Annotated in this window: 15 protein-coding genes, 1 riboswitch and 1 other annotated feature; of the genes, 4 read left to right on the forward strand and 11 right to left on the reverse strand. The window is 27.9% G+C overall.

The features are described from left to right. Positions 1-15: 15 nt before the first annotated feature. The 5 genes from aroB to ilvB all read right to left on the reverse strand — a co-directional run bounded on the left by aroB (position 16) and on the right by ilvB (position 5,772). Positions 16-1,077: a 3-dehydroquinate synthase gene (gene aroB / locus CLPU_RS00760; protein WP_050353726.1), complete on the reverse strand. Its 1,062-nt coding sequence runs from the start codon at positions 1,075-1,077 to the stop codon at positions 16-18. 2 nt (positions 1,078-1,079) lie between these two features. Beyond that, positions 1,080-1,925 carry a prephenate dehydrogenase gene (locus tag CLPU_RS00765; protein WP_200898427.1) on the reverse strand — a complete coding sequence of 282 codons (846 nt, stop codon included), beginning with the start codon at positions 1,923-1,925 and terminating at the stop codon, positions 1,080-1,082. A gap of 15 nt (positions 1,926-1,940) precedes the next feature. Then, complete coding sequence (gene aroF / locus CLPU_RS00770) at positions 1,941-2,954, reverse strand: 3-deoxy-7-phosphoheptulonate synthase (protein WP_050353940.1); 1,014 nt, start codon at positions 2,952-2,954, stop codon at positions 1,941-1,943. Positions 2,955-3,663: 709 nt separating this feature from the next. Beyond that, on the reverse strand, positions 3,664-4,146 hold the full coding sequence (ilvN, locus tag CLPU_RS00775; RefSeq protein ID WP_050353728.1) for an acetolactate synthase small subunit: 483 nt from the start codon (positions 4,144-4,146) through the stop codon (positions 3,664-3,666). A 15-nt stretch (positions 4,147-4,161) separates the two neighbouring features. Beyond that, the gene (gene ilvB / locus CLPU_RS00780; RefSeq protein ID WP_050353729.1) at positions 4,162-5,772 is read right to left on the reverse strand and encodes a biosynthetic-type acetolactate synthase large subunit; all 1,611 of its coding nucleotides are present in this window, start codon (positions 5,770-5,772) and stop codon (positions 4,162-4,164) included. Positions 5,773-6,101: 329 nt separating this feature from the next. Continuing rightward, positions 6,102-6,344: a binding site (T-box leader), on the forward strand. Between the two features lie 144 nt (positions 6,345-6,488). Between ilvB and CLPU_RS00785 the strand changes: the two genes are divergently transcribed. Then, entirely contained in the window at positions 6,489-8,006 is a 1,518-nt protein-coding gene (locus CLPU_RS00785) for a 2-isopropylmalate synthase (RefSeq protein ID WP_050353730.1), read from the forward strand. 88 nt (positions 8,007-8,094) lie between these two features. Here the strand turns inward: CLPU_RS00785 and CLPU_RS00790 are convergent, their stop codons facing one another. Continuing rightward, complete coding sequence (locus CLPU_RS00790) at positions 8,095-9,027, reverse strand: glucosaminidase domain-containing protein (RefSeq protein WP_050353731.1); 933 nt, start codon at positions 9,025-9,027, stop codon at positions 8,095-8,097. Positions 9,028-9,119: 92 nt separating this feature from the next. Beyond that, positions 9,120-9,815 (reverse strand): transglycosylase domain-containing protein, encoded by a 696-nt coding sequence (locus CLPU_RS00795; protein WP_050353732.1) that lies wholly within the window; start codon positions 9,813-9,815, stop codon positions 9,120-9,122. A gap of 495 nt (positions 9,816-10,310) precedes the next feature. Here CLPU_RS00795 and CLPU_RS00800 point away from each other — a divergent pair, with 495 nt between their 5' ends. Then, a complete protein-coding gene (locus CLPU_RS00800; RefSeq protein WP_050353733.1) occupies positions 10,311-10,571 on the forward strand; it encodes a hypothetical protein in 261 nt (86 codons plus the stop codon). A gap of 30 nt (positions 10,572-10,601) precedes the next feature. Here the strand turns inward: CLPU_RS00800 and CLPU_RS00805 are convergent, their stop codons facing one another. Continuing rightward, the gene (locus CLPU_RS00805) at positions 10,602-11,429 is read right to left on the reverse strand and encodes a DegV family protein (protein WP_050353734.1); all 828 of its coding nucleotides are present in this window, start codon (positions 11,427-11,429) and stop codon (positions 10,602-10,604) included. 336 nt (positions 11,430-11,765) lie between these two features. On the opposite strand from CLPU_RS00805, the gene CLPU_RS00810 reads away from it, so the two are divergent. Beyond that, positions 11,766-12,908 carry a YibE/F family protein gene (locus tag CLPU_RS00810; RefSeq protein WP_050353735.1) on the forward strand — a complete coding sequence of 381 codons (1,143 nt, stop codon included), beginning with the start codon at positions 11,766-11,768 and terminating at the stop codon, positions 12,906-12,908. A gap of 260 nt (positions 12,909-13,168) precedes the next feature. After that, positions 13,169-14,038 carry a pyridoxal 5'-phosphate synthase lyase subunit PdxS gene (gene pdxS / locus CLPU_RS00815; protein ID WP_050353736.1) on the forward strand — a complete coding sequence of 290 codons (870 nt, stop codon included), beginning with the start codon at positions 13,169-13,171 and terminating at the stop codon, positions 14,036-14,038. A 47-nt stretch (positions 14,039-14,085) separates the two neighbouring features. Here the strand turns inward: pdxS and yjbM are convergent, their stop codons facing one another. The 3 genes from yjbM to CLPU_RS00830 all read right to left on the reverse strand — a co-directional run bounded on the left by yjbM (position 14,086) and on the right by CLPU_RS00830 (position 17,834). Then, positions 14,086-14,871: a GTP diphosphokinase gene (yjbM, locus tag CLPU_RS00820; protein ID WP_050353737.1), complete on the reverse strand. Its 786-nt coding sequence runs from the start codon at positions 14,869-14,871 to the stop codon at positions 14,086-14,088. Between the two features lie 203 nt (positions 14,872-15,074). Beyond that, positions 15,075-15,644: a xanthine phosphoribosyltransferase gene (locus CLPU_RS00825; RefSeq protein WP_050353738.1), complete on the reverse strand. Its 570-nt coding sequence runs from the start codon at positions 15,642-15,644 to the stop codon at positions 15,075-15,077. 109 nt (positions 15,645-15,753) lie between these two features. Continuing rightward, positions 15,754-15,855, reverse strand: a riboswitch (purine riboswitch). A 197-nt stretch (positions 15,856-16,052) separates the two neighbouring features. Next, positions 16,053-17,834, reverse strand: a complete 1,782-nt coding sequence (locus CLPU_RS00830; RefSeq protein WP_050353739.1) for a complex I subunit 5 family protein — start codon at positions 17,832-17,834, stop codon at positions 16,053-16,055. Positions 17,835-17,845 lie beyond the last annotated feature (11 nt).

Genomic DNA, 17,845 nt, shown 5'->3' on the forward strand with positions numbered 1-17,845 from the left:
GGTTAGAAAAGATTGTTATATATAATCAAAAATTTCTTCCCTTTTAATTTTCTTTAAATATCCATTACCTATGTTATCTAAAAGAACAATACTTATAGAATCTGCATTACTTTTTTTATCTAGATTTATTGCTTCTAGTATTTTTTCTTTTTTCATATCTGGTAACTCGTAAGAAAGATTATATTTTATCAAAACATCTTTTATAATATTTGCTGTTCCTTTTTCAGTTTCATTAAGACTTTCACTCTTTTGTGTTATATGATACATTCCCATTGCTACAGCTTCTCCATGTGTATATTTCTCATAATCAAAATATCTCTCTATAGCGTGACCGATAGTATGACCAAAGTTTAATATCATTCTTATTCCAGTATCTTTTTCATCTTCTTCCACTATAGCTCTTTTTATATCACAACATTTATAAATAACTTCCTCTATATTTTTAAATAATTCTTCTTCTGATTCATATAATAATAGTTTTTCTAATAATTGTTTATCCCTTATACATCCATATTTTATTACTTCAGCCATTCCATCATATAAAAATCTTTTTTCCAGAGTTTTTAAAAGTTCTGGATCTATATAGACTACTTCTGGATGATAGAAACTTCCCACCAAGTTTTTTCCAATAGGTAAATTTACTGCAACTTTTCCACCTATACTACTATCTATTTGAGATAATAAAGATGTAGGTATTTGAATAAATTTTATTCCTCTAAGTAAAGTAGAAGCTACAAATCCTCCCAAGTCACCTACTACTCCACCACCAAAAGTTACTATTACATCTCCTCTTGTTATTCCATTTTCTAAAAGTTGATTATATACATATTCTAATACACTTATAGATTTACTTTTTTCTCCTGCTTCTACTACTACAAAGTATACTTCAAATCCACTATTAGCTAGATTCTTTTTTAATTGTTCTCCATATATTCTATTTACATTAGAATCTGTAATTACAAATATTTTCTTATTTTTATAGATCTTCTTTATTTCTTCTCCTATATTATTTATGATTCCTTTTTGTATGAATATGTCATACTTTTTATCTGGTAATTTTATATTAAGTTCATACATATTTAAATTGCTTCCCCTTTCTTTGAACTAGCTTCACTAAATATGTCTTCTAAAGATTCCATTCTTTCATTTTCAATAGCTTCTTTTATACTAGATATATACGCTTGAAATAGATCTATTTGATTTAAAATATTTTCTTTATTCTCCATTAATAATTCGGACCAGAGCTTAGAGTTTATTTTAGCTACCCTTGTAGTATCTCTAAAGCTCCCTCCGATAAATGTTTCTACATTTTCTATATTATTACAATTCATTAATGCTACAGCTAATACATGTGGTAATTGACTAGTATAAGCTATAACTTCGTCATGTGTCTTGGGATCAATTTTTATTATACTTTTACATCCTATCTTTGTAGCTATATCTTCTATAATACTAACATTATGTTTATTATTTTTAGGTATAGGTGTAATTATATAGTTAGCACCATCAAATATATCTTTAGAAGCATATTGTAGTCCTTTAGATTCTTTTCCTGCCATAGGATGACCACCTATAAAATCTATATCTTCTCTTATAAAAGTATTTATTTCATTAATCACTTTATCTTTTATCCCAGCAGTATCAGTAATTATAGCACCACTTTTAAAGTATTTTAAGTTATCCTTTATAAACTTTATAGTTAATTCAGGATATACACATAATATAACTATGTCAGATTTTTTAAGGGGAACCTCAGGATTTGTATATCCTTTATCTATTATATTAAGCCTTTCAGCTGTTTCCATTGCATCTGTATCTATATCTATAGCCCATAAATTTTTAGGCTTTAAGTCTCTAAGTGCCATTGCAAAAGATCCTCCTATAAGGCCTAACCCAACTATAGTTATATTAAAGTCAAACTCCAACTCAAACCCCTCCATTTATATGCTTTTATTTTCAAGCTTAGCAATATCTCTTAATGATTTTATTAAACTCTCAAATCTTTCTGGTTTTATCGATTGTTGTCCGTCACATCTAGCATTTTCTGGATCATTATGTACTTCTATTAGAAGTCCATCTGCTCCAACTGCTATTGATGCTTTTGCTAATGGTTCAACTAACCACCATAATCCTGCAGCATGACTAGGATCAACTATTACTGGTAAATGACTAAGTTTCTTTATAACAGGTATAGCACTTAAGTCTAATGTATTTCTAGTATAGTTTTCAAATGTTCTAATTCCTCGTTCACAAAGGATTACATTTTCATTTCCACCAGCCATTATATACTCAGCTGACATTAATAGCTCCTCTATAGTTGCAGATAAGCCTCTTTTTAATAATATAGGCTTTTTAGTTTTTCCTAGTTCTTTTAATAATTCAAAGTTCTGCATATTCCTTGCTCCAACTTGGATCACATCTACATCTTCTACAAACTTTTCTACATAGTCCGCTGACATTATCTCTGTAACTATTGGAAGTCCGGTTTTTTCTCTAGCTATTTTTAATAATTCAAGCCCTTCTTCTCTTAACCCCTGAAAGCTGTAAGGTGATGTTCTTGGCTTAAATGCTCCTCCTCTTAAGAAAGTAGCTCCCGATTTTTTTATTTCTTCCGCTATATTCACAATTTGGTCTTCACTTTCTACCGAACAAGGTCCTGCCATTATAGCGATTTGACCTCCTCCTATTTTTGAACCTCTAACATCTATAACCGTATCATCTGGATTAAATAATCTATTTGCAAGTTTATATGGTTGTTGTACAAATATCAAATTATCCACGTATCTGTTTGCTCTTATTTGCTCTCTATCAATTCTACTAGTATCACCTACAAGTCCTATTAGATGATAAGTTTCCCCTACTGATTCATGTACTTGTACTCCTAACTGTTTCATCTTATTTACTATTGAATCTATTTCCTTCTGTGGCGTTTGTTGATTTAATACTATAATCATCATGAATAACCTCCTATTAATTATAAAAAAAGGAACCTCCAATGAGGCTCCTTTTTACATTTAATGTATTTTTCAAAAGTTATAATCTTAATTTCATATAACTTATTATACACTTATACTTATTGGTATATAAGACTCACTAGATAAGAACCTTTTTATTTTTTTGTAGGACAAATAACCAGCGCTAAAATAAAAGTAGCCCCAGCTAAAGTAAAAATAAAAGTTAAATTGTTCTATATCTTTATTTCTAATAAGTCTTTCCATTTCCTATTCCTCCAAAATCATCTAGAACCTTATTCTAAATTTTCTTAGTTCAGTTACTAAATCATTTTTCGTATATAAATTTACTATATAACAAATATATATCAACTTCAATAAAAATGTCAACCAAAATTTTAATATATTTAAAAAGTTTTTTGAATTTTTAAAATTTTTATACTTTTCTAATTATACATTTAATATTTAGATATACTTATAAAATAATATATAGCTTATATATTATTTTACTTGTTTAATAATTAAATATAAAAGCGATATAATAAGTAAATATCAACGTTTTATTTACTTTAATTCTTAAACTTTGTATCAAATTTAATTAAGATATTATTTTTGTTGTTAATAAAAATAGTGATTCTGTAACTTATAAAAGTTAAAATAATATGAATAAAAAAACAGATGCTAAAACATTAAATGTTTTAGCATCTGTTTTCTAAATATATTTACCTCTTTTTAACGCTGTTATTCCTGTACGAGTATATTCTAAAATTCCATAAGGCTTTAGTATTTCAGTAAAAGACTCTATTTTACTTTCATCTCCTGTAAGCTCTAATATAAGACTTTCATTAGAAACATCTATTATTTTTGCTCTAAAAACATCTGCAATACCTATGATATCTGATCTTGTTTGAAAATCTGCCTTAATTCTTATAAGTAAAAGTTCTCTACATACAGCTTCATCACTTTCAAGCTCTATTACTTTGATTACATCTATAAGCTTATTTAGTTGCTTAACTATTTGTTCTACTATATGTCTATCTCCCTTTACAGTGATAGTCATTCGTGATATTTCAGGATCTTCAGTTTCTCCAACTGATAAACTATCTATATTATATCCTCTTCTTGTAAAAAGTCCTGATATTTTACTTAAAACTCCTGATTGATTTTCTACTAATACAGATAATATATGCTTCATTGTAATCACCTCCAACTAAAGTGTACTAAAGTCACTATCAACTATACATTCTATTAAAAAAGCTTCTTTTATCTTTATAATTTCTTTAAAGTTTTTTTCAAATTCTTCATTTGAACTAACCTTTATGCCTTTTATTCCATATCCTTCTGCAATTTTAACAAAATCCGGTGATGAATTGATTTCAACAGCACTATTGTTTCCTTTTCCATATAATAAATCTTGTAATTCCCTAACCATTCCTAATCTACTATTGTTAAAAACAATTATCTTTATATCTAAATTATATTCTTTTATAACTCCTAATTCTGATAATAACATTTGTATTCCTGCATCTCCTGAAACACTTATAACTGTTTTATCTGGACATGCTATCTTTGCACCAATGGAAGCTGGTAAACTATATCCCATAGTCCCTAATCCACCAGAAGTAATAAACCTTCTATTTCCTTTTATTGAAAAATTTCTAGCTGCCCAAAATTGATTTTGTCCAACGTCTGCAGTTAATATTGTATTATTATCTACTATGTCAGATACCAACTTCATAGCTTCACGAGGATTGGTATAAATACATTCTGCTTTTTTACTTTTATATTTTTCTTTTATTTCTTTTATTTCATCAAACCATTCATTTAAGTTAAGAATCTCTATTCTATCTGTCATTTCTTTCAAAATATTTTTTGCATCTCCTACTACAGGAATAGTTGCTGAGAGTTTCTTTCCTATTTCAGCCGAGTCTATATCTATATGAATAATATCTGCCCCTTTGCCATTTTCATATATAGTAGATCTATCAGCTAACCTAGCCCCTATAATTATTAGAAGATCTGACTTATCAATTACTTTGTTTGAATATCTATGGCCATGAGAACCTACCATTCCAATATAATAAGGTGAGTCACTAGGAAAAGAACCTAATCCCATAAGTGTATTTACTACTGGTATCCCTGACTTCTCTACGAATGCTTCCAATTCTTTAAAAGCATTTGATGTTATTATGCCACCACCAGCACATATTACTGGTTTCTTGCTACTTTTTATTTTCCTTATAGCTCTTTTAATTTGTCCAATATGCCCCTCATATACAGGTTTATAACCTCTTATATCTACACTTTCCGGATACTGAAAATCTATCTTTTGTCTCTGTATATCTGAAGGAATATCTATTAGTACAGGCCCAGGTCTTCCTGTAGAAGCAATGTAAAATGCTTCTTTTATTATTCTCGGAATATCTTCAGCTTTTTTTACTAAGTAGTTATATTTAGTAAAAGGCTCTGTAGCTCCTATTATATCTGCTTCTTGAAATACATCTTTTCCAATAAGATTAGAACTTACTTGACCTGTTATAACTACCAACGGTACAGAATCCATGTAAGCAGTAGCTATACCTGTAATTAAGTTAGTTGCTCCTGGTCCTGAAGTAGCCATACAAACGCCTACTTTTGATGAAGCTCTAGCATATCCGTTAGCATTATGTGCAGCTGACTGTTCTTGTCTAACTAATATATGCTTTATGCTAGATTTTCTTAAAGATTCATATATAGGTAAAACTGCTCCACCAGGATATCCAAATATAACTTCTACATTCTCCAATTCTAAACATTTAACTATTGCATCTGCTACAAGCATACTTTCCCCTCCTTTATGTATAATTTTGCCATTTTTTGCTGTAAAGTTTAAAAAATCCTTCGCTCCAGTATTACTTATGGAACGAAGGTCTTTAGATTTTGTATGAATTATTTTCTATTATTTGATCTTTTATATATTTTTAAAATTATTTTATTAAAATATGAATATTATCTAGAATTTTACTATTGAAATTAAAATATGTCAACTACTTTGCCTATTTAAGTTTCATTATTTTTTAAATTTTTTGAATATATAGACTTTTTGTTTTTTTCTATTGACAACAATATTGAATGTTGTTAGAATACATAATAATTAGTTAAAGTTATAAATTTGAAGCAATGATGGAGATAAGTATTTTATGTAGCATTTTAAGAGAGTCGATGTTAGGTGAGAATCGATATTGCCTTAAAGTACACTCACTCCTAAGCAGTATCTTCGAAAGGATATTTTCTTAGTAGCTGATACCGACTAGCCTCGATAAAGGCTTTTTATAATACTGTTAAAGAGGTAATTATGATGTTTTATACATAATTACAATTAAGGTGGTACCGCGGGTTATACTCGTCCTTTGCTATAAGGACGAGTTTTTTGTTTTTATAAATTTTTCATTATTATATCTTGAGCTCACTATTATAAATAAAAATATAAATTAGAAAAATACAAACTAAAAATATATATAGGCCTATATCTTAACTTAAATTTAGGGGGTAATTAAAATGAGTAAAAAAATTAAGATTTTTGATACTACTTTAAGAGATGGAGAACAATCACCAGGATGTACTATGAACTTAAAAGAAAAATTAGTCTTAGCTAAACAGCTAGAAGCTTTAAACGTAGACATAATAGAATCCGGATTTGCTATAGCTTCTCCTGGAGACTTTGAATCAGTTAAAACAATTGCACAAAATATAAAAAATTGCACAGTAGCTAGTTTAGCAAGAGCTCTCCCTAAAGATATAGATCGTGCTTGGGAAGCTTTACAATATGCTAGCAATCCTCGAATTCATACTTTTATAGCTACTTCTGATATACACATGAAGTATAAGCTAAGAATGAGTCCAGAAGAAGTTCTTGAAAGAGCAGTTAGTATGGTTAAATATGCTAAAAAGTATTGTAGTGATATAGAGTTTTCTGCTGAAGATGCTTCTAGAACAAATCTAGATTTTCTATGTAAAGTTGTTGAAGAAGTAATCAAAGCAGGAGCAACTGTTGTAAACATACCTGATACAGTAGGATATACTACTCCTGATGAATTCTTTAAAATTATTAATCATTTAAAATTAAATGTGCCAAATATAGATAAAATAGATATATCTGTTCACTGTCATAATGACTTAGGTATGGCAGTTGCAAATAGTTTAGCTGCTGTAAGAGCAGGAGCTACTCAAGTAGAGTGTACTATTAATGGAATAGGAGAAAGAGCTGGTAATGCGGCTCTAGAAGAAGTCGTGATGGGACTTAACACTAGAAAAGACTTCTTTAATGCTGATACTAATATTATTACAAAAGAAATAACTAAATCTAGTAGATTGCTTACTTCCATAACTGGTGTAGGAGTTCAACCTAACAAAGCTATAGTAGGTGCTAACGCTTTTGCCCATGAATCTGGTATACATCAGCATGGAATGTTAGCGGAAAGAAGCACTTACGAAATAATGACTCCAGAATCAGTAGGTCTTTCTACTAATAAAATGGTTTTAGGAAAACATTCAGGGCGTCATGCATTTGAAGATAGACTTAAAACTTTAGGCTTTAATCTTTCTAAAGAAGACTTAGATGCAGCATTTGAACAATTCAAAATACTTGTAGATAAAAAGAAGACTGTATATGATAAAGATCTAGAAGCGATAATAACAAAGGAATCTATTTCTATTCCTCAAATATATTCATTAAAAAACTTTGTAATTAATAGTGGTTCTAGTATAACAGCAACTGCTTCTGTAGCTCTTTTAAATGAAGATAAATTGACTGAAGAAGTTGCAACTGGTGATGGACCTATAGATGCATCTTATAATGCAATAAATAAAATAGTAAATATTCCGTTTGTACTTGAAGACTACTCATTAGGTTCAGTTACTGAAGGAGAAGATTCTCAAGGTGAAGCTGTTGTCAAAATAAATAAAGATGGAAAGTCATTCACTGGCCGAGGATTAAATACAGACGTTATAGCTTCAAGTATAGAAGCATATCTAGATGCTATAAATAAAATGATAAGTGAAATTACAAATGAATAGTTTCTAAAACCATTAAAGTCATATGTTTATTATAAGCATATGACTTTTTTATCTTTAACCTTAATATCTATAGATATTTAATATTTTATTATTCTACAGATTGAGCTTTCGAATCTATAAGCTGAAGATTATATTCTTTTATTATACTAATTAGTAATTTGGCATATATTTTTTCTCCACTTTCATTTTGTCTAGTACTATATCCTGCATTCTCTAATGCTTTAGCTTGCTCTGTGTAATGACTAGCATTAAATACACCATTTTTAGCATATCTTTTATTTTGATGTAAAAACTTTGCATAATCTTCTAGAGACTCTTTTTTACTAAAGTATTTTCTAAAACTAGCTGTAATTTCATCATTGTGAAATTCAGTCGTATTCATTTGTATAGCATCTCCATTCCATGCTGTGTCAGCTTTTATTCCAAATATGTTATTTCCCTCTGTATATAACTTAGATTTACCCCAACCAGATTCAAGAATAGCTTGAGAAATAATAATTGAAGGTAATATACCATAATCATAAAATACATTTATAGCATCATCACTTATTTCCTCAATAAACTTAATATTAGATGAACTTTCATTAAGCTCATTTCTTGTTAAACCTTTATATTTTAATTGTTCTAAATATTCATATACTTTTTTTCTTTCTTTTTCTTCAAAATTTAAATCATTCAAGACTTCATCTAGCTTTCTTAGTCTATATTTGGATTTAAAGTTTTTATAGCTTGTACTTTTTTTCTCTATAAACCTATTTCCTAGTTCTTCAATATCGTTATTTGAAATACTTGCCAAGTTTTTCTCATGTCTTACAGAATCTATTGCAACTAAATTTTTCCAATTAACTTGTAGCTTTCCCTTACTTATTTTATCTGATGTTTCAATATACCTTAACATATCTGCATAACTTAAAGATATTTTGTCTTTGCTTTTCATAATATGTGTAAATATAGCTATAAATATAATTGCCGTAAAAACTAATATAGATAATTTAATGATTCTTTTTATAAAATTTATCAATTACATCATACCTCCAAAGTTTAACCTTCCAAAGTTATAAAAATAAAATTTTTAATATTTATATGGCTTTTAAATCCCCTATGTTCAACTTATTATCTAGAGACTTCTGGTTTTAATTGCACTTTGAACATTTCTAAATTCTGTTCAACATATCCATTTTCAGTCATCGCTTTCAGAACTCTTTCCTGTCTGCGCTTAGCTTTATCTGGATATTTAAGAGGACTATACGCACTAGGAGCTTGTGGTAGTCCAGCAAGCATAGCACATTCCTCTAAAGACAAATCCTCTACATTTTTATTAAAGTAAGTTAGACTAGCATTCTGTACTCCATATGATTCTTCTCCAAAGTAAATTAAGTTTAAATACATCTCTAAAATTTCATCTTTAGTATATTCATTTTCTATTTTAATAGCAACAATCAATTCTTTTAGCTTTCTTTTTAGCGTTTTTTCATTGCTAAAGAAAAGATTCTTAGCTAACTGTTGAGTAATAGTGCTTCCTCCTTCTTTAATTGTGCCTTCTTTTATATTTGTTATAAATGCTCTTCCTATGCCAATAATATCGAATCCATAGTGTCTATAAAACCTTTTATCCTCAACGGATACAACTGCATTGATTAAATCTTCTGGAATTTTATTTATTTTTGTATAATTAGATACATTCGCAGATATTTGTTCTATTAAATTTTCATCTATAGAATATTTATCATTATATACTCCATTAGCAAAACTGTTTATACTACTTAAAATAATTACTATTATCAGACTTAAAAAAACAGTTTTTTTCATTTATAGCACCTCCTAATGTCGTATTCATTTTAACGCTCTAATAACATTTTACTTTTTTATTTAAAAATATCCTATTCATTTTAATTACAATTTGACTTCTTTTTCTTACACTTTTGTCATAAAAGTTATATAATAAATAATCTTAATTCTTTTGTTATTGTGATAATATGTTTTAGTTCATAAATAATTCTCTAAAATTAATATAATTATGATAGTATGTGAAACATGTTATACAACTAACTGTATTTATTTAATTTCATAATAAAAAATATTTAAATACATTTATTATTCTCTCATCTTACTTTTTACTTTACTAAATAATATATCATAAATAAAGGAAGCTATGTCATAATAAACACAGCTTATTTTATTTATGATATATTTATTTTATAGCTAATAAATAGAGTTACTATTTATTTATTATAGTTACTTATCTTGATATTTATAAGTATGTTATAATTTTATTTAAATGATACATATCTAGGAGGTTTATATATGAATAGTAGTGAATTTGTAGAAAAAGTAAATGAAGGTGTTAAAGAGTTAATAAATATAAATCAAATTGAAGATTTGGATGAATTTAACGCAGGTCTTTATATAACTAATGTGTTTGATAAACTATATAAATCTATATTTGGTAATGGTAACGAATCTCAAGAAAATAAAATACAAAGACTAAAATTATGGAGTTTAGTTTATAATGATACTGAAATAAAACGCTATGAAAAATATATATTAGAGGAAATTATAAAATAAAGGAAGCTTAAAAACAAAGCTTCCTTTATTTTACCAACTCGAACATATACCTATAGCTTTAGGCCCTAAATGTGCACCTATAACAGGTCCAATTTCATCTATTGTTATTCTAGCATTACTAAACTTAGTTTCTAAAATACTCTTTAATTCTAATGCTTCATCTATATTCTGTACATGTCCTATACTTATTTTTTTAACATGATCTGGAACTTTATCAATCATGTTATTAATCGCCTTTTTCTTCCCTCTTATTTTCTCCGTCGCAATAAGCTTTCCTTCTATAAGTCCAATTATAGGTTTTATATTAAGAAGCGTTCCTATAACTGCTTCGACATTTGAGAGTCTTCCACCTCTCTTTAAGTATTCCAAAGACTCTACTGTTAAGTTTATACTCATATTTTCTCTTACATTTTTTATAGCTTCTACAATTTCTTGTCTTGATGCATTTTGTTTGGATAAATCTACGGCAGTTTCTACTAATACTTTTAAATTTCCTACTGCACTTTCAGTATCTATAACTGTTATCTTATCAGAATTAAGCATATTAGCAGCTGTACATGCACTGTTATAGGCTCCACTTAACTTAGATGAGAATATTATAGCTACAATTTCATCTCCTCTTTTAAATGCTCTTTCATAAGCTTCTATAAACTCTCCTACTGCTGGTTGAGAGGTCTTAGGATAATCTTTCGTATTCTCAAGCTTATAAAAAAAATCATCAAATTCCCCAGGAAATCCTTCTTTTTGTACTTCACCACAAAGTTCCACTGATAAAGGCACTACTTCTATTTCATTTTCTTTTATGTACTCTTTAGGTATATAAGCTGTACTATCTGTTATAACTTGAACTCTACTCATAAAAACCCTCCTTTACATATAATGTTACATTCAAAAGTACGTAATTGAATTCAAGAGTAATACATTAAATTACAGTAAACTATAACTTATTTTATAAAATATTTGAAATATATATCTAATTCATTTAACTCATAAAAAATATTATATCACAATTGATATAAAATAAGAGTTATTTTATTTACAATTTTATTATTCTAAAAATATATAAAGAAGATTTCCATTCAATACTAATTATATATTAATTACCATTTAACTTATAACCTTTTATTAAACTTTGTTGTAATAATATATTAATGTTATAATATTTCTATTGAAAATTTTAAAAGGAGTGATTAAGTGAGAAAGTACATTATTTGCTTTTTAGCATTTTTCTTGACTATACTTACACCTATATCTGGCCTTGCAAGTAGTGAAAAAGATTTAAATGAAAAAATTGATTCTGCTCGTGGCAAAGTAATAGAGGTAATAAAAGATGCTCAACTAAAAGAAAAAAATAATCCAGATCTATCTTTGGAAACTCAAGTTGTAAAAGTAAAAGTTTTAAGTGGAAAGTTTAAGGGTGAAGAATTCGTTATAGAAAATAATTTAAGTGGAAATCCTTCATACGATATAAAAGTAAAAAAAGGAGATGAGGTTCTTCTAAGCATTGAAGACTCTAAAAATGATGCACCTAAAATTTCTATTTCAGATTACATAAGAGATAAATATCTTATCATCTTGTTGGTTATTTTTGTAGCATTGTTAATTATAATAGGAGGACTTAAAGGATTAAAATCAGTAATCACTTTAAGCATTACTGCTGTTATAATTATGTTTTTTATGCTACCTATGATATTAAAAGGTTATAATCCAATATGGGTTGCTATAGTTTCTGCAACATTAATAACTTTAATTACTTTCTTTATTATAGGTGGTTTTAATGTAAAATCTTTTTCTGCTATAGTAGGTACTGTAGGAGGAGTTGTATGTGCTGGTGTCCTAGCATACATAGTAGGATCTTTAGTAAAATTAACAGGATTAAACAGTGAAGAAGCTGGTATGCTCATGTTTATTCCTCAGAAAATATCTTTTGATTTTAGAGGATTATTATTCTCTGGAATTATAATAGGTACCTTAGGTGCCGTTATGGATATCGGTATGTCCATAGCTTCAGCTATGTATGAACTAAAAGTGTTAAATCCAGATATTTCTCCACGAGAATTAATAAAGTCAGGTTTAAATATAGGTAAAGATGTTATGGGGACAATGTCAAACACACTAATCTTAGCCTATACTGGTAGTTCCATACCTCTACTGCTACTATTTATGTCATACGATACTTCGTTATCTAAGATTTTAAATTTGGATTTAATGGCAACTGAAATAGTACGAGCATTAGTAGGAAGTATAGGATTAATCATTGCTATACCTATAACTGCATTTTCTACAGGTTTCATATTGAAGCTTGAAAGTAAAAAACTTGAAAGCAAAGAAAACTAATAAAATAAAAGAGTGTATGAATATTGTATCGTTTCAATTTTCATGCACTCTTTTATTTTGTATCTTTTTTACATATTTTTCTTTATTTTTATACTTATTTTTGTTTATCTTTAACTATTGTTTTTTTATACCCATACATTATAATTATTGTATCTACTTAATTTATTTATTTTCCTTTATTGTACCCATACTTTTTTTCAAAAATTTAACTTAATATAATGTAACAGCATTAAATTAGAACGATATAGGAGGACTATAGAATGGAAAAATTTAAACTTAATCAAAATATTTATAACCAATTAAAAGGTGGAGTTATAATGGACGTTACTAATCCACAAGAAGCAGAAATTGCTGAAAAAGCAGGTGCTTGCGCTGTTATGGCTCTTGAAAGGGTTCCTTCTGACATAAGAAAAGAAGGTGGAGTTTCTAGAATGTCTGATCCTAAAATGATAAAAGAAATAATATCAACTGTATCTATACCTGTTATGGCGAAGGTAAGAATAGGACATTTTGTTGAATCCCAAATACTTGAGGCTATAGAAGTTGATTTTATAGATGAAAGTGAAGTTCTAACACCTGCAGATGAAACATTTCATATAGATAAATGGAGTTTTAAGACACCATATGTTTGCGGAGCAAGAAATCTAGGTGAAGCACTTAGACGAATTGGCGAGGGTGCTAAAATGATTAGAACTAAAGGAGAGGCCGGAACTGGAAATATAGTTGAAGCTGTAACTCATATGAGACAAATGATGGATGACATAAGAAAAGTAAAAAATTCTCCAAAAGAAGAATTAATGACCATAGCAAAAGAAATGGGTGCACCATATGAACTAATAGAATATGTCTGGAATGAGGGAAAATTGCCTGTATTAAACTTTGCAGCTGGTGGAGTTGCTACTCCATCAGATGCGGCTCTTATGCTACAACTAGGATCAGAAGGAGTCTTCGTAGGTTCAGGTATTTTTAGATCAGGAAATCCTGAAAAAAGAGCAAAAGCTATAGTTCTTGCAGCTAAACATTTTAATGATCCTAAATCACTTGCTGAAATATCAGAAGATTTAGGTGAACCAATGTCAGGGCTCGATTTAAAAGATATTTCTACTAAGTATGCAGAAAGAGGATGGTAATTTATTTAAATAAAAAGCAGGTTGGTAAATTATCCAATCTGCTCTTTTTATTTAAAATATAAATCTAGTTCATCATTAAATTTCTTTAGTTCATCATAGTCTCCATTTTCCCTAAGTTCCCAAAACTTTTTTTGAATTTCATTTATGTTTTCTTTACTTTGGGTTAAAAAGTAAATTTTTTGCATCTTAGATATTATTTCAGCAACTATATAAGATGTGCGTTTAAACATTTCTTGTGCATCTGTAATTTCATCCCTTATTTCTGACATCTCCTTATCAAGTAAAAAAGCAGCTTCTGCAGCATTTTTAAGTCTTGCTTTTATATCATTAGGAATATTCTGTTTAAACTTATAATTTAATGAATGCTCTATAGTAGCCCAAAAATTCATTGCTAAAGTTCTTATTTGTATCTCTGCTAAAATTTCTTTTTCCCCCATAGCCGTCTGTACCCAATATTTTATTATAATATGATAGCTTCTATATCCACTTTCTTTTATATCTGTTATATAATCCTTTTCTAAAACTATCTTTAAATCTTTCCCATCCCTATCTCTTATAAGCTGAACAACTCTATCTATGTCGTCTACAAGCTGACACATTATACGAATTCCAGCAATGTCTTCCATCTCTTCTTCTATCTTATCTAAGGGAATATTTCTTTTTCGTGATTTTTCTAAAATACTAGATATCTCTTTTACCCTTCCTGTAACAAATTCTATTGGAGAATACTCATTCATTTTTCTGTACTCATTTCTTATACTTTTGAATTTCACTTTTAATTCCTCAACAGCTTGTTCATAAGGAATGAGTATGCTTTTCCAATCTAGAATCATTCTAATCCCTCACTTGCATAACTTTTAATTGTAATAGCATAAATATGATGCATAATATACTATTTTATTATAATGCCATTTATACACGCACAATCATTATATAATTATTATGCACTTAATTCAATAATATTTATCATCTAATATTCTTTGGTTTTTTATGATTATTCTAAAGTTATGAAAGTTTATATATGAGTATACTTTTTTTATTTAAATTTAATCGTATTATTTTCTAAAGATTCTATTGTAACAAGAGACTTTAAATTAACTCCTGATTCTCTTAATCGTTTTCCACCTTCTTGAAATCCTTTTTCTATCACTATTCCTACACCTTCTACACTTCCACCTGCTTTTTCTACTATATTTATAAGTCCTAATGCTGCATATCCATTAGCTAAGAAATCATCTAATATGAGGACTTTGTCGTTAGCTTGTATATATTTTTTTGAAACTTTTATTTTATAAGTTTTACCTTTTGTAAAAGAATAGACATCACTATCATACGTTTCTTTATCTAGATTTTTAGATTCTGTTTTTTTAGCAAATACAACTGGTACATTAAAGTATTGAGCTGCAATACTAGCTATAGCTATTCCAGATGCCTCTATTGTTAATATCTTTGTAATTTTTTTATCCGAAAATAATTCCTTGAATTCTTTACCTATTTCATTTAAAAATTGTATATCAAGTTGATGATTTAAAAAGCTATCGACCTTTAATATTCCTGATTCCCCTACTGTTCCTTCTTTTAATATTTTCTCTTTTAATAATTCCATCTTTATACCTCCTATTTTTTATAAAATAAAACCCCTTGCCTAATATATACTAGGTAAGGGGTGCTCAAAAAATACATAATATTATAAAATATATAATATAGATTATAAACTATTATTTCTTGAAGCACGTAGTCAGATCATTTTCGGTGACCCGGTAGATACTTTTGGACCATATTACCAAGGATATACGAGCGATTAACTATTTAATTATATTAAGAGTTATTATACAATAATATGTCATAAGATTGCAAATTTTTTATTATTTTATTTTCTAATATTACTTAATAATTATATAATAATATTTTCTTTTTTAAAATAAAAAAGCTTATAAACACTAAACTTTTAAAACTTTATTCTTTCATTATAAGTTTTACTGTCTATAAGCTTTTTAATCTTTGACGATATTTTTCATTTTTCCCTAAAATACTCTTTTCTTATATTTCTAAATACCGTAACCATGCATTTATCTATATATTTAAATATTTTCAAACTAGTTCTATATACAAATAGGAATATCGGAATATATATATTTTCATCTATTTTAAACCAATTCAATGTAGGATTTTTATAAATAAGCTTACCGTCCTCTTCTTTTCTTAAATATTTTTTTATGAATAGTGTATATATCAAAATTCCTATAAAAATACTAGTTATAGAAGAATTAATATTTTTAAAAGTATATATTTTTGAATATACGTATACACCTGTTACATTTAGAATATCCAAAGAAGGATTTATTATATTTATCAAAAACTTAGGATTTAATCCTGTATATATACAAAAGACACCTAATATTATCAGGGGGATTATAGCTCTTTTCTTTATATATTTCTTATATTGTCCTGTAAAATGTTCATTTTTCTCTAAAAATACAGTAACAAATATTTTCAGCATATATGCAACAGTAAAACTACTACTTAAAGTAAACAATACCTCTATCACTGAAAACAAGCTACTATTATACATAATATGAGCTTTTGATAAAGCATCATGTATAAGTGTTTTGCTTACAAATCCATTAAATCCAGGAAATCCTATACTAGAGAGTAGACCAATAAGAAATACAATTTTTAAAGTCTTCTTATGTTTTCCAAATCCCCTTATTTTGTTTATATCTAATTCATGTAACACCATGTATATAATCCCTATACTCAAAAATAATAATACTTTAAACATAGCATGACTTACTGCATGATAAAGTGTGCCTTGTATAGCTACTCCACCTTCTTCATTTAATATTCCCATAAGCCCTATAGCAAATATTAAATAACCAGATTGACTCATACTGCTATAAGCCAATATCTTTTTTACATTTGTTTGAAACATAGCTAAAAAACCACCTAGAACCATATTAACAAGTCCTAGCACCCCTATTATAGCAGAGAATAATACATCGCCTTCCATTAACTCTCCTACAGTAATAAGAATACCAAAAATTCCTGTTTTTATTAATATTCCTGATAATACAGCACTTGCAGGTGTAGGTGCTGCAGGGTGGGCTTTTGGAAGCCAAGAATGTAAAGGGAACATAGCAGATTTTACACCAAAACCAAATATGATTAACCAAGAAATTAAATATTTTATTCCTCCCAAACTTCTCAGTTTGTATCCTAATTCACTTATGTTTAAGCTTCCTGTATAATCAAATAACAAAAGTAAGCCCATAAGAAGTATCAAACTACCAGTAACTGCCATTATAATATATGCTCTTCCAGCTCCATGAGAATATTCCTCTTCATCATGAATAATAAGAGCATAAGATGTAAATGACATTAGTTCAAAGAATGTAAATAAATTTAAAATATTTTCTGACAAAAATACTCCTAAAGTACTTGATAATGTCAACATAAAAAATGAATAATATCTATTTCTATTTTTATATTTTATAAGATACTGAGTAGAGTATATTAGTGTTAAAAACCAAGCAAATATAGTCATCCAAACAAATATGTATCTTAGAGGGTCTAGTTTTAAATATAGTCCTGTAGCCATTATATTAGGATATACAAATTCTATTCCTCCAGAAAAAACTGGTTTATATAAAGCTGAAACTATTAAAAGTTCAATTCCACAAGTTAATATATTGAAAATATTTCTATATTTTTCGTTCTTTCGTCCTAATAGTAACCCTACTATAGTTCCAAATATAGGTATTAATATAATACTTATAAGGAGTATTTTATATACCACATACACCATCC

The sequence above is a fragment of the Gottschalkia purinilytica genome, from assembly GCF_001190785.1.
In the GTDB taxonomy this organism is placed as follows: Bacteria; Bacillota; Clostridia; order Tissierellales; family Gottschalkiaceae; genus Gottschalkia_A; species Gottschalkia_A purinilytica.